The organism is Parabacteroides caeci (assembly GCF_023656795.1).
Lineage (GTDB): Bacteria > Bacteroidota > Bacteroidia > Bacteroidales > Tannerellaceae > Parabacteroides > Parabacteroides segnis.
Map to the genome: position 1 here is coordinate 32,658 of NZ_JAMOKT010000055.1, position 14,862 is coordinate 47,519.

Here is a 14,862-nt window from a genome sequence, read left to right on the forward strand (position 1 = left end):
ATTATTCGTATTCTATAGCTTGGGCGATCTTTTTGACGGAGTAAAAAAATCTGTAAATGGCAAACCAATGATTAAGATCAAAGATATCATTTACAGACTTTTCTTCATATTTATTTTTAGTTATTAAAGTGATAACAGCCCGAACCTATCTCGATTTCCGTATAGGAGGCAGTGTCATTCACCCTCCTGATACCCGATTGGTTGGATTGTTTGATCCGGAACTCTTTCGGTATCCGTACGACGGCAGAGGTATTACCGGGGATTGTAATATCCCAGCTGAAAGTACCGTTTTCTTTTTTCCAGGCACTTTTGATCTTTCCGTAGACTGATTCGTAGGAGGCCGAAACGGCATTCAGCCCTTCGGGAAATACCGGAGCCATGATCAGCTTTTTATAAGCGATGGATTCCGGAGCGCATTTGATTCCTGCCAGGTCTTCGTAGTACCAGATGACCAGGTCGCCCAATAACATGACATGGTTGGCGGAATTCATGGCAGGGTCGGCGGTATCTCCGTTCCAGAGTTCCCAGATGGTGGTGGCACCTTTCTTTGCCATGTATCCCCAACTCGGGTAGGTGTCGTTTGTCGCAATCTTCCAGGCCATATCTACCCGGCCGTATTCTGTGAGACCGCGCATCAGATGCTGGATGCCCAGGACACCGGTACTGACATGGCCGCCGAAGTCTCCCTCCGTTTTCTTGACAATGTTGGCAAACACTTTTTCTTCATATCCTTTCGGAACGAGTCCTAAACGTAATGACAGGATGTTGGCTGTAACCGTATTGTTACCGTATTGGGCTGTTTCCGGATGGAAGTATTTCGCGTTGTAGGTTTCTTTCATCTTTGCTGCCAGTTCCTGATAGGTTGCAATATCGTTTTCCTGTCCGCTTAACCGGGCAAATTCGCTCATCATATTCAGCAGGCTGTAATACATGGTGGTGGACAGGATAGCACCGTCAGTCTTACGGGCTGGGTCCTGCGAATGAATTAACTCCTGTGATTCCGGGGGCATACACCAGTCGCCGTAAGTGTCTTTTACGATGATATAATCCTGCATGGCTGTTTGCTGCATGTGTTCCATCCAGCGTTTCATAGACGGGTAATGTCTGATGATGGCACTCTTATCTCCGAACTGGCGGTATAAGAGGTTGGCTACATAGAAATAGGCGGCAGGCCAGGTGACATCGTCGTTGTATATCGTCCAGTAACGGGGAGATACGTCGGAGATGCTTCCTTCCGGGCTTTGGGAGTCTTCGATATCCTGCAACCATTTATTATACAGGAGGGCGTTGTTGAAGATGAATGCTTCCCCGTAAGCTCCGGTTACACGGTCTCCCAGCCATCCGTGGCGTTCGTCGCGCTGCGGACAGTCGGTTGGCATGCCCCGGTAATTGCCGCGAATACCCCAATAGGCATTTTTATAGATCTGGTTGACCAGTGGGTTGGAAGTTTCAAACTTTCCGGTCGTTTTCATTTTGTCATAGATTACTTTTCCGGTAAAGGCGGATAATTCCGGCTTATAGTCAAGTCCTGAAATCTCAACGAAACGGAATCCGTGATAGACAAATATCGGTTCCCAGCTGAACTGACCGTCGCGGGCCGGGGTATATATATCGGTCACATTGGCACTACGCAGGTTTGCCAGGTAAAGCGAACCGTCTTCCTTGAGTAATTCAGCAAATTTCATGGTGACAGGTTGATCTTTCTTTCCTTTCAGGCTGACAGCCAACCTGCCGACCATATTCTGTCCCATATCGATAATATATTTGCCGTCCGGTCTTTCGGTGATGCTGACCGGCTTGATTTCTTCCTGGATACGGAGGTTCGGATTTGACTGTACGGTTAATTTACCGGCGGGAGTTGTCATGACATCTGTCGTGAGCCATTTGGAGTCGTCGAAACCATTTTTGTTCCAACCGCTTAGTTCCAGGCGGGCGTCATATTCTTCGCCGTCAAATTCGTTGTTGGCGATGATCGGGCCTTTGGAGGTTACTTTCCATGAGGTATCGCTGACTATGACGGTTTGCGAGCCGTCGGCATACTCGATTTCCAGTTGTGCAAGCAGGGAGGGCAGAGTTTCCTGTCGGTCTCTCATTGCGAAATAACGACCGTTACCTAAGGCAACGCCTATTGTATTTTTATCTTTTGACAACAGATTTGTCACGTCATATACATTATAATATACACGGTTGGGATACCAGGATGGTCCGGGCGCGAAAATATCTTCGCTAACGGGCTTCCCATTGATATAGGATTCGGAAAAACCAAGGCCGGAAATGTATAGAACAGCTTTCTGAACCGGTTTATCCGCAACAAACTCTTTGCGGAGATAGCGGGCGGCAAGACGTGTTTTCCCTTCTTTCGTCTCTCCGGGGTTGGAAAGATTGTTTTCTCCGATCCAGGTTGCTTTCCAGTCGGAAGGATTGAGCAAGGTCATCGACCAGGTGTTTATCGGGCTCCAATCCGTTGAACCTTGATTCGTATTGGCTTTAATGCGCCAATAATATTGTTTTCTGGATTGTAACGGATTGCCTCCGTAGGGGATGAGTATGGACTCATCGCTTTTCACTTCACCGCTGTCCCAAAGCAGTTCTTTTCCGTTTTTCAGGTTATCGGGAGATTCGGCAACCTGTATCTGATAGGAGGTCTGCATGAGATCGGGTGATCCGGAAGAGATTTTCCACATAAAGCGGGGCTGTGATACACCAATGCCTACCGGGTTTTCTTTCATTTCAACCCGAAGATCTTTGATACTGACCGTATGGCCGGAAGTACATCCTGCCAGTATGATAACCAGGACGGCCAATAAGGGGGAGAAGGTTAATTTCATCTGCATTCGTATTAAGTTAGGTATAGACCGGAATAATATATATTCCTTTATTTTACAAAATTAGGGCTTTGGGTGTAGGCTCTAGTTCTAATTTTGACTTTTTTACTTTATAAAATGATACCTTCATATATGTAGATAAAAAGCGTGTAAAATTTGATATATTTCCCTCCTTCTTTAGTCGGTTTTTCAGTACTTTCCAGTGTAGTAGTGTGTAGACTATAATACGTCAAAGAGGATACACCATCATGGCATATCCTCTTGAATAGTTATTGTTTTTTATTCTATGTTGCTTAATAAGCCCGTGCAAACAATACGCGCTGTGCGGAAGGTTTGCCGGTAACCATACACTTACCCGGTGTTTTGTCGCCTTCCAATGGGATACAACGGATAGTTGCTTTGGTTTCGTTCTTGATCTGCTCTTCTGTTTCAGGAGTACCATCCCAGTGAGCCATGATGAACAAGCCTTCTTCTATTTTTTCCTTGAACTCTTCGTAAGTATCGACAGTTACCGTGCAAGCTGTACGATGATCGAGAGCTTTCTGGAAAATGTTCTGCTGGATTTCTTCCAACAGATTCTGTACGTATTCTTCGATACCGTCGCAAGTGATGGTTTCTTTTTCCAGCGTATCGCGGCGCATTACTTCGATCGTGTTGTTTTCCAGATCGCGTCCACCCATTGCCAGGCGTACAGGAACGCCTTTCAGTTCGTATTCAGCAAACTTCCATCCCGGTTTCTTGTTATCTGCATCGTCGTATTTAACGGAGATACCCATCTTTTTCAGTTTGGCTACGATACCGTTTACCTTTTCGCTGATCTGTGCCAACTGTTCTTCGCTGCGATAGATCGGAACGATCACTACCTGGATAGGAGCCAGGTGCGGAGGCAATACCAGACCATTATCATCCGAGTGAGACATGATCAGGGCACCGATCAGACGGGTTGAAACCCCCCATGAAGTAGCCCATGCATAATCACTCTTGCCTTCTTTGTCGATGAAAGTAACATCGAAAGCCTTACCGAAGTTCTGTCCCAGAAAGTGGGAAGTACCTGCCTGCAACGCTTTTCCGTCCTGCATCATCGCTTCGATAGTGTAGGTATCCAAAGCGCCTGCGAAACGTTCGCTGGCAGATTTTACACCTTTGATAACCGGCATTGCCATATAGTTTTCAGCAAAGTTTGCGTATACTTCCTGCATCTTTTTTGCTTCGATTTCTGCTTCTTCACGGGTAGCGTGAGCCGTGTGACCTTCCTGCCACAGGAATTCTGCGGTGCGGAGGAACAGGCGTGTACGCATTTCCCAGCGCATCACGTTTGCCCATTGGTTACATAGGATAGGCAGGTCGCGGTATGACTGAATCCAGTTACGGTATGTGTTCCAGATGATTGTTTCAGAAGTCGGACGGATGATCAGTTCTTCTTCCAGTTTAGCTGCCGGGTCGACAACTACACCTGTACCGTCATGGTTCGTTTTCAGACGATAATGTGTAACAACAGCGCATTCTTTGGCGAAACCTTCTACGTGTTCGGCTTCCTTGCTTAAAAATGATTTCGGGATCAACAGAGGGAAGTAAGCGTTTACGTGTCCTGTTTCTTTGAACATATCATCGAGGATACGTTGCATCTTCTCCCAAATAGCGTATCCGTAAGGCTTGATAACCATACAGCCACGTACAGCAGAATTTTCTGCCAGATCCGCTTTAATAACCAAATCCTGGTACCACTGAGAGTAGTTCACACTTCTCTTAGTCAGTTCTTTCAGCTCTTTTGCCATTTTCTTTAATTCTATGTTGTTTTCAATGATTTTCGAATAATGTCGGGCAAAGGTACAAAATATTTAGATTGAGTTCCAATATGCAAGACTGATATTAGAATATATTCTGATCCGAGTATAAGTTTCCATAGAAGAATGACACTTTCCGAATGATTCTTCCTTCTATGGTAAAAAGTGTTTCTACCTATAGAAACAAATGTTTCCCCATAATGAAACAACTGTTTCTATAGGATGAAACAAACAAAGGCTGTCACCTTTTCAGGGACAGCCTTTGCGCTTATTTAGATAAGAGTATTTTCTTATTTATACGGTTCGCCCTTTACAGCAGCGATACCCGGAAGAACTTTACCTTCGATAGCTTCCAGCAAAGCACCACCACCTGTAGATACATAAGAAACCTGGTCTGCGATACCGAACTTGTTAACGCAGGCAACAGAGTCGCCACCACCAACAAGAGAGAATGCACCGTTCTTTGTAGCTTCAACGATAGCGTTACCTACTGCACGTGAACCGTCAGTAAAGTTTTCAAATTCGAATACGCCTGTAGGACCGTTCCAAAGGATGGTCTTTGAATTCTTGATAACGTCAGCGTAGATTTCGATAGTCTTAGGACCGATGTCAAGACCTTCCCATCCGTCAGGAATTTCGTTTACGTCAGCATATTTAGTGTTTGCGTCATTACTGAAAGCGTCAGCAATCTTAGCGTCTACAGCCAATACCAGGTTTACACCTTTTTCTTTTGCTTTCTTCATCAGGTCGAGAGCCAGATCCAACTTATCGTCTTCAACGATAGAGTTACCGATCTTACCACCCATAGCTTTTGTGAAAGTATAAGTCATACCACCTGTTACGATCAGGTTATCTACCTTACCCAGCAGGTTTTCGATAATTTCGATTTTAGAAGAAACTTTAGAACCACCCATGATAGCTGTGAACGGACGAGTGATGTCGCTCATTACTTTATCGACAGCTTTTACTTCTTTTTCCATCAGGTAACCGAACATCTTATGGTCAGTATCGAAGTAATCAGCGATCAGCGCTGTAGAAGCGTGAGCACGGTGAGCTGTACCGAATGCATCATTTACATAGCAGTCTGCATAAGAAGCCAGTCTCTTTGTGAATTCTTTTTGGCTTTCTTTAACGGCCTTCTTGGCAGCTTTCTTTTCATCGTCTGTTGCGTCTTCAGCCAAACCTCTTGGTTTGCCTTCTTCTTCCGCATAGAAACGAAGGTTTTCCAGCAACAATGCTTCGCCCGGTTGCAATGCAGCAGCCTTAGCGCCGGCTTCTTCACCGATACAGTCGTTAGCAAACTGAACTTCTACGCCCAGCAGTTCAGAAACGTGTTTCAGGATATGTTTCAAAGAATATTTATCTGTAACGCCTTTCGGACGGCCCAGGTGTGAACCGATAATTACACTGCCACCGTCTGCCAGGATCTTCTTAAGAGTAGGAAGAGCGGCACGGATACGAGTGTCGTCTGTGATGTTGAAGTTTTCGTCCAATGGAACGTTGAAGTCAACTCTTACAAATGCCTTTTTGCCGGCAAAATTGAAATTGTCAATTGATTGCATAACTCTTGTATTTAAATTTCTGTATAAAATGTCTTTCTTAGCGCTCGCAAACTTACATAAAAATATTTTATTTCAGTGTTACATTTACATAATAATTCGGTCTATTTAGCATCCGAATGGCGTCTTCTGGTTTTGTCTATATATAATGTATAGAGTACTGAACTTTCTGTTGTCGCCAACAAGAGAAGGTTTTAAAGGAAGAAGGACCTGCGTAATAGTTTTTTTTTAACACTTTTAATGATTGCTAATAATCACAGTTTATATATTTGTCATCAGCTAATTAAGTAATCATTTTTGTATACTCTATAAAAATCATTATGAAAATGCAAATTAACTGTTTAAACCTACTATTGGTACTGTTATTGGGTGTTATCCCTTGTAAGATCCACGCTACGGACACAAAAGAGAGCGTGATGTTGTACACTCCCTACACAAAGATTTCTGTTCCGCCGGGAGAGTCGATTGATTACAGTGTTGACGTCATCAACAAGAGTGATGAAGTGAAGAATGCGACAATTTCCGTGGAAGGAATGCCTCGGGGATGGAGTTATGAGGTGAAGTCCGGAGGTTTTACAATCAGTCAGTTGTCGGTCTTGCCGGATGAAAAGAAAAATTTCTCTTTAAAGGTCGAAGTACCGGTGAAAGTGAATAAAGGTACTTATAATTTTACGGTCTCTGCCGACGGAATGGCGAAACTCCCGCTTACGATTACCGTCTCCAAGCAGGGAACTTACCAGACCGATTTCACGACTACGCAGCCGAATATGGAGGGAAATTCCAAATCAACATTTACATTCAACGCAACGATCAAGAACCGTACAGCGGAGCAGCAACTCTATGCTTTGACAGCCGATGTACAGCGGGGATGGAATGTGGTATTCAAGCCGAATTATAAGCAGGCAACATCTGCACAGGTAGAACCTAATGCAACCCAGAATATAACTATCGACGTCAACCCGCCGGCTAATGTTGCAGCAGGAAGTTATAAAATACCTGTTCATGCCTCGACGGGTTCCACTTCTGCCGATCTGGACCTGGAAGTGGTAGTAACCGGTTCTTATGAAATGGAATTGACTACTCCTAGAGGTTTGCTCAGTTCTGATATAACAGCCGGTGAGACGAAACGGATCGATCTGGTTGTGAAAAATACCGGTTCTGCCGAACTAAAAGATATAGAGCTTTCTGCCAGCAAACCGGTAGACTGGGAGGTTACTTTCGAACCGGCAAAAGTGATGAAGCTGGGAGCCGGACAGACTACAAACGTTGTTGCTACAGTAAAGGCTTCTAAAAAGGCTCTTCCCGGAGATTATGTAACAAAGATGACTGTCAAGACTCCGGAGGTAAATGCTACAACCGATTTTCGTATTTCCGTAAAAACTCCGATGATCTGGGGCTGGGTTGGTGTTCTGATCATTGTTTTGGTATTGGGAGGCGTCTATTATCTGTTCCGCAAATATGGAAGGAGGTAAGCCATGGGTCAACCAGTTATTGAACTTACCGGACTGACAAAAAAGTATGGTGGTTTTACTGCGGTAAATGATTTGAACCTGATCATTAATAAAAAGGACATATTCGGATTACTGGGGCCTAACGGAGCTGGAAAGTCTACAACGATCCTGATGATGCTGGGACTGACTGAACCGACTTCGGGTTCTGTGAAAGTATGTGGAGTAGATTCTACCACGCACCCGATAGAAGTAAAACGGATAGTTGGCTATCTGCCGGAAGATGTCGGGTTTTATGACGACATGACCGGGATAGAGAATCTGGTATATACGGCTCAGCTGAATGGTATTCCGAAGAAGGATGCAAAGGAAAAAGCTGTTCAATTGCTTGAAAGAGTCGGTCTGATGAATGAAGGGAATAAGAAAGCCGGTAAATATTCGCGGGGTATGCGTCAGCGTTTAGGCTTGGCAGATGTCCTGATTAAAGATCCGGAAGTGATCATTCTGGACGAACCGACATCTGGAATAGACCCTGCCGGTGTCCGTGAGTTTATGGACCTGATTCATCAGCTGAGTCATGAAGAAGGGCTGACGGTGCTGTTCTCTTCCCATCATCTGGACCAGGTTCAGCAGGTCTGTAACCGTGTCGGTCTGTTCAGCAGTGGTAAACTATTGGCCGACATTGAACTGACGGAGCAACAGAAGAAAGAGCACGGACTCGATGATATTTATAATCATTATTTCGAAGGAGGTAAAGGTCATGAATAGAATATATCATCCCTTTTGGGTAATTGTGAATAAAGAAGTTTCCGATCATATGAGAAGCTGGCGTTTTATTATCATGATCGTCCTTATTGCATTGACTTGTATGGGGTCGTTATATACTGCTCTGACTAATATCGGAGACTCTATCAAGCCTAATGACCCAGACAATGCGTTCCTTTTCCTGAAACTGTTTACCGTTTCGGATGGAACTTTACCTTCTTTTGTTGTCTTTATCAGCTTCCTGGGGCCTTTGCTGGGGATTGCGTTAGGATTCGATGCGATCAATTCTGAACAAAACAGAGGTACATTGAGTCGTATCCTGTCTCAACCTATCCATCGTGATTACCTGATTAATGCCAAATTTGTCGGGGCATTGATTGTTATTGGCATCATGTTGTTTTCTTTGGGATTCTTGGTGATGGGATTCGGATTGATAGCGATCGGTATTCCTCCGACGGCGGAAGAGTTTTTGCGGATGGTGTTCTTTATCATTGTCAGTATCTTCTATGTTGCTTTTTGGCTGAACCTGTCGATATTCTTTTCCATACAGTTCCGTCAGGCTGCGACATCTGCACTGGCTTGTGTGGCCATTTGGTTATTTTTCAGTGTGTTCTATAATATGATCATCAATCTGATAGGGAAAGCACTCAGTCCTTCCGGATTTGCCAGCGATTACCAGATAATCAGCTATCAGCGCTTTATGCTTAACCTGTTGCGCTTCGCGCCGAGCCAGTTGTTCAGCGATGCAACGACTACCTTGCTGATGCCTTCTGTCAGAAGTCTGGGACCGTTGACGATGGAACAGGTGCATGGGGCTATCCCCAGTCCGTTGCCTTTAGGCCAGAGCCTGATCGTTGTCTGGCCGCAGCTGACAGGGTTGATTGCAGCGACAGTTGTTTGTTTTGCCTTGTCTTACGTTTCTTTTATGAGAAGGGAAGTTCGTTCCCGTTAATTCGATTAATATCAGAAAAGGCTCTTACCTGTGTTTGGGATAAGAGCCTTTCTTTAATAGTTATATCTTTGTTTATGCAGTTTCCAGTTTGAACCGCAGGCGTAACCGTCCGTCAGTATAATCGTAATTCAATAGTTTAAACCGCCCTATTTCAGAAGTGTTGCTGACATGTGCACCAATACATGCACAGGCATCATAATCTCCGACACGAACAATACGTAATGTCTCACTTGCATCTTCCGGTAATTTACTGAGATCGACAATGGCTCCGGCTTCCGCTTTCGGAATAAATTCGATCGTTACAGGCAGATGCTGTTCTATTACTTCATTTATCCGGCGTTCTACTTCAGCCATCATTTCAGCGGTAGGCGCTTCCGATAATTCATAATCGCACTTGCTCTTTTTCCTTTCTATATGGGCATTCTTCGAACGCGGACAACCAAACATGCGAACCATCGTCTGATTTAAAATATGTTCGGCTGTGTGCATCGGGGGATATTCAGCCTTATTATGTTCGTTTAATTGAATTTCTTGTTCCATCTTAATTATTTTAATTGATTAAATTAACTACTACTTTTACCAAGTGAAGTGGTATGTGCAAATTATGCACATGTGACATCCTTTTTAAGGATACTATACACATGAATATCCGTATATTCACCGGAAGAAAGTAATTCTCCGTCACGTTCTGTTCCTTCCAGTGTGAAGCCTAAACGTTGAGGAATGGCGTTGCTGGGTTGATTGCCAACAGCACATCGTATCTGGATGCGGTTGAAATCTTTTTCAAAGAACGCCCATTGGCAGAGATAATGGACGGCCCGTGTAATAACACCTTTTCCCCGAAACTCCGGAAGCAGCCAGTATCCTATTTCCGTACGATGGTTTGCTCGGTCTGAGAAATGAAAACCGATCAGACCACAGATCGCAAAGCCTTTTTCAATGATATATACGACATCCCGTTCTCTATAAGGCACTTTTAATGTAGATTCCAGGAATGACTGTTCATCCGCAACACTGTTTAAGCCATCGACAAACGGTAGCCAGATCCGTAAATCCTCACGATGTTTATCTATCGCTTCGTATATGATTTCTGCATCTTCATAAATAGCTTCCCGGATCGTATAACCCGGAATCCCGAAAGAAGAGGAGTGGGGGCGGATGCTTTTTTCAAACGCTTTGCGTTTATCTCCCCTGTAAGGAACTTCTCCAGAGTAACTGAATCCCAAAGAATCTATTAAGCGGAGCATATACTGATTGTCGAAGTTGGTGTCGATGCGAAATTCATAGATGCCCTTGTTCTGGCTTACTTCTTCCGCCTGCAACATAAAACGTTTCGCCAATCCTTGATGTTTCATCTCATCGGCTACGGCCAGTCGGTGAACCACCATGTAAGGAAGATCATTTGTCCATTTACCGTCGATTTCTTTGTAGGCAGGCTCTCCGTCGAAAGAAATAACGCCATAAGTGACAGCTATATTTTCTTTATTACAAAAGACATATCCGTTTCCCGATTGAATATCTTTGGCAATGTTTTCAAGTGCCGGATAATTCTCATCCCATTGATGGCTGTTCAACCGTCGCATTTGCGCTTTGGCTTGTCCGATGATTTCCCAGATACGTGCTATATCTGCTTCTTTTGCTTTCCGGAATAGTAAATCTGAATTGTCCATATTATATCATTATATTTCAGTGAATGCAAATATAATGATATATTTCGGGCAACAGGATATTTTTTGAGGAAGTGGCGTTCAGAAAGAAAAAGAGCCTGTCTATCCGGAGTAGGATAAAGACAGGCACTTCCTGTTTGATTGATAATTAGAATTCGTAGTGGAAACCGAAAGTCAGGTCTTCAGAACTCAGGCTGATACCGGATGTACTGTTGGCATATTTATAATCATCGCGATAACCGGCGAATCCGTATTTAGCGACAAATGTCAGGTTCTTGCATATTTCAAGTGCAATACCCGGTTTGATACCGATTTCGAAACCGTTGACGCTATCGTAGCTTTCTCTTTTATAGGTGGAGATACCAACACCACCGTCCAGGAATAAACGGACAATACCTTTTTCGAAGAATGAAAAACGGGCATAAGGAGCGAAATTAAACGCATTAGCCTTGTTCTCGTCCGATTTGAAATGTGTATAACCGATCTCTGCTGCAATAGCCCAGTTTTCGTTCAGGTTATAACCGACTTCTGGTGCAATAGAAAAATTGGTAACATCGGCGTTCTTGTCGTGAGTAAGATTGAATGAACCACCTACATAAACCTGTGCATCAGCACTGATGATTGCCATAAATGCAACCACCAAAGTAAAAATTAACTTTTTCATCTTTGCTTGTATATTAAACGTTATATGTAAACGGGCGCAAAGATATACAAAAATAAACATATGTTGTACGGCATAAATATTTTATTGTTTGTCTTGCTAATTACAGAATATCCTTAACTTTGCCGCCGTAACAATTAACAAAAAGCATTATGTCAGTTGCAAAGAGGGATTTAGATGATACAAGAAAGGTGACGACACATCGCCTGATGGAAATGAAACAACGTGGAGAAAAAATTTCTATGTTGACGGCTTACGATTATTCTATGGCTAAACTGATCGATCAGGCTGGTATGGATGTTATTCTTGTCGGCGATTCAGCATCGAATGTAATGGCCGGTAATGTAACAACGCTTCCTATCACATTGGATCAGATGATTTACCATGGTAAATCGGTTATGAAAGCAGTACAGCGTTCATTAGTGGTAGTCGACCTGCCTTTCGGTACATACCAGGGAAACTCCAAAGAGGCTTTGGCTTCCGCTATCCGTGTCATGAAAGAGACGCATGCCGACTGTATTAAACTGGAGGGAGGTAGTGAAATAAAAGAATCTATCGAACGTATCCTTTGTGCAGGTATTCCTGTGATGGGACACTTGGGTTTGACTCCGCAGTCTATTAATAAGTTCGGTACTTATACCGTCCGTGCCCGTGAAGAAGCAGAAGCACAGAAGTTGATTGACGACGCTCATCTGTTGGAAGAGATCGGATGTTTCGCCATCGTGCTGGAAAAGATTCCGGCAGAACTGGCTGCACGTGTTGCTTCCGAACTGAGCATACCTATTATCGGTATCGGTGCCGGTGGAGGTGTAGACGGTCAGGTTTTGGTTATGCACGATATGTTGGGAATCAATATGGGATTCTCTCCGCGTTTCCTTCGCAGATATGCCAATATCGGAGAAGAAATCACTCGTGCTGTCCAGGCATACATCGAAGATGTGAAGACACAGGACTTCCCGAATGAGAAGGAACAATATTAGAAATAATTGAGTTATCAATTTGTAGTGACGGGAGTAACTATTTCCCTTCTTGAGAGGGGAACCAGTTACAACCAGTTGCTATAAATATCTGATTAATTTATGAAATCTCATCTACTGATCGGAGCCGCATCGTCAGGAAGCGGTAAGACAACATTTACACTCGGTTTGCTTCGGGCGTTGAAGAACCGGTATGGAAAAGTCCGGCCGTTCAAATGTGGTCCGGACTATATCGACACGCGCCATCATAAAATGGCCGCCGGCTGTCCTTCCATCAATCTGGATAGTTTCATGATGTCCGAACAACATATACGTGATTTGTATCGACGCTATACTTCGGTAGCCGATTATGCAGTAACCGAAGGCGTGATGGGGCTTTTTGACGGATACGATGCTATGCAGGGAAGTAGTGCTGAAATCGCGCGTACATTAAATATACCTGTCGTCCTGATTGTAAACGCAAAAAGTACAGCCTATTCCGTTGCCCCTTTGCTGTACGGTTTCAAAAACTTCTATAAGGAGATAAACATTGTTGGAGCCGTTTTCAATTTTGTAGCTTCCGAAACTCATTATTCCTTTTTGAAACAAGCCTGTGAAGATGCCGGTGTCGAAGCGTTAGGATACCTTCCCAAACAGGCCGACGTAGAGATACCGAGTCGCCATCTGGGCTTAACCCTGGATGAGGCATTTTGTTTTGATACATTTGCCGACCGTGTAGCCGCCCTGGTAGAGAAACATGTCGATATCGACAGACTATTGGCATTGACCGCCTGCCAACCTGTTTCTAACTCTCATATTGTTCAGCCTGAACAAACGCTACCTTCTCCTTTGAAAATCTTGATCGCTCGTGATGCCGCCTTTAATTTTGCGTATGAGGAGAACATTCAATTGTTGCACAGGCTGGGAGAAGTTTCCTTTTTCAGTCCGCTTCACGATTCCGTATTACCGGAATCCGATTTTGTTTACTTGCCCGGAGGCTATCCCGAATTATACCTTTCCGGTTTATCATCAAACCGTTCCATGCTTCAATCCGTCCGCGATTATGCAGAAGCAGGAGGGAAGCTACTTGCCGAATGCGGAGGAATGATGTATTTATGCAATAGAATAAAATCGTCGGATGGGAATAGTTTTCCGATGGTCGGTTTACTGAACCAGTCGACTACTATGGAGCAAATGAAACTTCGTTTGGGATACCGTACATTATATTATAATGATTATGTAATGACCGGACACGAGTTCCATTATTCCCGTATTGAGCCTCAGAAAGAGGAACTAGCTTCTGTCGCTACCGCTTGTACAGCCAAAGGAAGCCCTGTCGCTACCCCTTTATACAGATATAAGAACGTCTTAGCCGGATACACCCATCTTTATTGGGGCGACCCGTCAAGAAACCAATGGTTTATCGACTATCTGAACGGACTTATCTAGCCATTGCCAACACTTTCATCTTTTTGGGCATCTTCTCAATTGCGTATCTTAACGAAGCATAAGAGGATATGATATATTTACTACAAACATACATATTTTTCTTATATATGCCCGTTTTAATAAAATAATCCTTATTTTCGTGTAAACTAATAATTCAATGCCATGGTCAATACTATTTTTCTTGGTATCGCAGTTGTTGCTTCCGCCATATTTCTGATACAGTTTATCATGTCTATCTTTTTCGGAGACTTGGATACGGACACGGATATTGATGTCGATCTCAGCAGCGCAATATCTTTTAAAGGATTAACCCACTTCTGCATCGGTTTCGGATGGTATATGTATATTGCCAAAAGTACGGCCATCTCTACTTTCCTGATCGGCATACTGATCGGGTTGCTCTTCGTTTTTATCCTATGGTTTCTCTATAAGAAAGCCTATCAGCTTCAGAAAGAAAATAAACCGGAAAAGACAGAAGCCCTGGTGGGCCGGGAATGTACGATCTATGCACACGATGGAGTTCGCTATATCGTTCAGGTCGCCCAGAACGGAGCCTTGCGTGAGGTGGAAGTCCGTTCCTTGGAAGGGAAAAAGTATCAGACCGGCGACCGCACGTTGATCTGCAAGGTTGAATCAGGAACAATTTATATACAGTAATAAATAATAAACTCAACTCACTAGTGTCCCGTTAAAATCGGGACGAGTTATTAATTAATCAAATAATCCCGGAATAAGGGGATTAAATTGTTCTTTGACATCATTGAAATTAGTCTTATTAAACAGCTCTTGTAAATGC

At 43.7% G+C, this 14,862-nt stretch carries 12 protein-coding genes; 6 read left to right on the top strand and 6 right to left on the bottom strand.

The window, feature by feature from the left end:
* Positions 1-116 precede the first annotated feature (116 nt).
* From NBH15_RS22295 to NBH15_RS22305, 3 genes are all read right to left on the bottom strand, one after another.
* Positions 117-2,828 carry an alpha-L-rhamnosidase gene (locus NBH15_RS22295; protein ID WP_250823583.1) on the bottom strand — a complete coding sequence of 904 codons (2,712 nt, stop codon included), beginning with the start codon at positions 2,826-2,828 and terminating at the stop codon, positions 117-119.
* A gap of 290 nt (positions 2,829-3,118) precedes the next feature.
* Complete coding sequence (gene proS / locus NBH15_RS22300; protein ID WP_007656038.1) at positions 3,119-4,600, bottom strand: proline--tRNA ligase; 1,482 nt, start codon at positions 4,598-4,600, stop codon at positions 3,119-3,121.
* Between the two features lie 299 nt (positions 4,601-4,899).
* On the bottom strand, positions 4,900-6,171 hold the full coding sequence (locus tag NBH15_RS22305) for a phosphoglycerate kinase (RefSeq protein ID WP_128134878.1): 1,272 nt from the start codon (positions 6,169-6,171) through the stop codon (positions 4,900-4,902).
* A 317-nt stretch (positions 6,172-6,488) separates the two neighbouring features.
* On the opposite strand from NBH15_RS22305, the gene NBH15_RS22310 reads away from it, so the two are divergent.
* The 3 genes from NBH15_RS22310 to NBH15_RS22320 are packed head-to-tail and all read left to right on the top strand — an operon-like array spanning position 6,489 to position 9,333.
* Positions 6,489-7,640: a COG1470 family protein gene (locus NBH15_RS22310; protein WP_186961773.1), complete on the top strand. Its 1,152-nt coding sequence runs from the start codon at positions 6,489-6,491 to the stop codon at positions 7,638-7,640.
* A 3-nt stretch (positions 7,641-7,643) separates the two neighbouring features.
* Positions 7,644-8,384: an ABC transporter ATP-binding protein gene (locus tag NBH15_RS22315; protein ID WP_128134877.1), complete on the top strand. Its 741-nt coding sequence runs from the start codon at positions 7,644-7,646 to the stop codon at positions 8,382-8,384.
* On the top strand, positions 8,377-9,333 hold the full coding sequence (locus NBH15_RS22320; RefSeq protein ID WP_186961772.1) for an ABC transporter permease: 957 nt from the start codon (positions 8,377-8,379) through the stop codon (positions 9,331-9,333). Before NBH15_RS22315 ends, NBH15_RS22320 begins: the two co-directional genes overlap by 8 nt.
* 72 nt (positions 9,334-9,405) lie before the next feature.
* Here the strand turns inward: NBH15_RS22320 and NBH15_RS22325 are convergent, their stop codons facing one another.
* From NBH15_RS22325 to NBH15_RS22335, 3 genes are all read right to left on the bottom strand, one after another.
* A complete protein-coding gene (locus NBH15_RS22325) occupies positions 9,406-9,873 on the bottom strand; it encodes an alanyl-tRNA editing protein (protein WP_007656048.1) in 468 nt (155 codons plus the stop codon).
* A 62-nt stretch (positions 9,874-9,935) separates the two neighbouring features.
* Positions 9,936-11,003: a GNAT family N-acetyltransferase gene (locus NBH15_RS22330; RefSeq protein WP_128134876.1), complete on the bottom strand. Its 1,068-nt coding sequence runs from the start codon at positions 11,001-11,003 to the stop codon at positions 9,936-9,938.
* 145 nt (positions 11,004-11,148) lie between these two features.
* Positions 11,149-11,664, bottom strand: coding sequence for an outer membrane beta-barrel protein (locus tag NBH15_RS22335; RefSeq protein WP_128134875.1), 516 nt, complete (start codon positions 11,662-11,664; stop codon positions 11,149-11,151).
* 149 nt (positions 11,665-11,813) lie between these two features.
* Here NBH15_RS22335 and panB point away from each other — a divergent pair, with 149 nt between their 5' ends.
* The 3 genes from panB (at position 11,814) to NBH15_RS22350 (ending at position 14,723) form a co-directional block, all read left to right on the top strand.
* A complete protein-coding gene (gene panB, locus NBH15_RS22340) occupies positions 11,814-12,641 on the top strand; it encodes a 3-methyl-2-oxobutanoate hydroxymethyltransferase (protein WP_048316368.1) in 828 nt (275 codons plus the stop codon).
* A 99-nt stretch (positions 12,642-12,740) separates the two neighbouring features.
* Complete coding sequence (locus NBH15_RS22345) at positions 12,741-14,066, top strand: cobyrinic acid a,c-diamide synthase CobB (RefSeq protein WP_128134874.1); 1,326 nt, start codon at positions 12,741-12,743, stop codon at positions 14,064-14,066.
* 162 nt (positions 14,067-14,228) lie between these two features.
* Entirely contained in the window at positions 14,229-14,723 is a 495-nt protein-coding gene (locus tag NBH15_RS22350) for a hypothetical protein (protein ID WP_250823584.1), read from the top strand.
* Positions 14,724-14,862 lie beyond the last annotated feature (139 nt).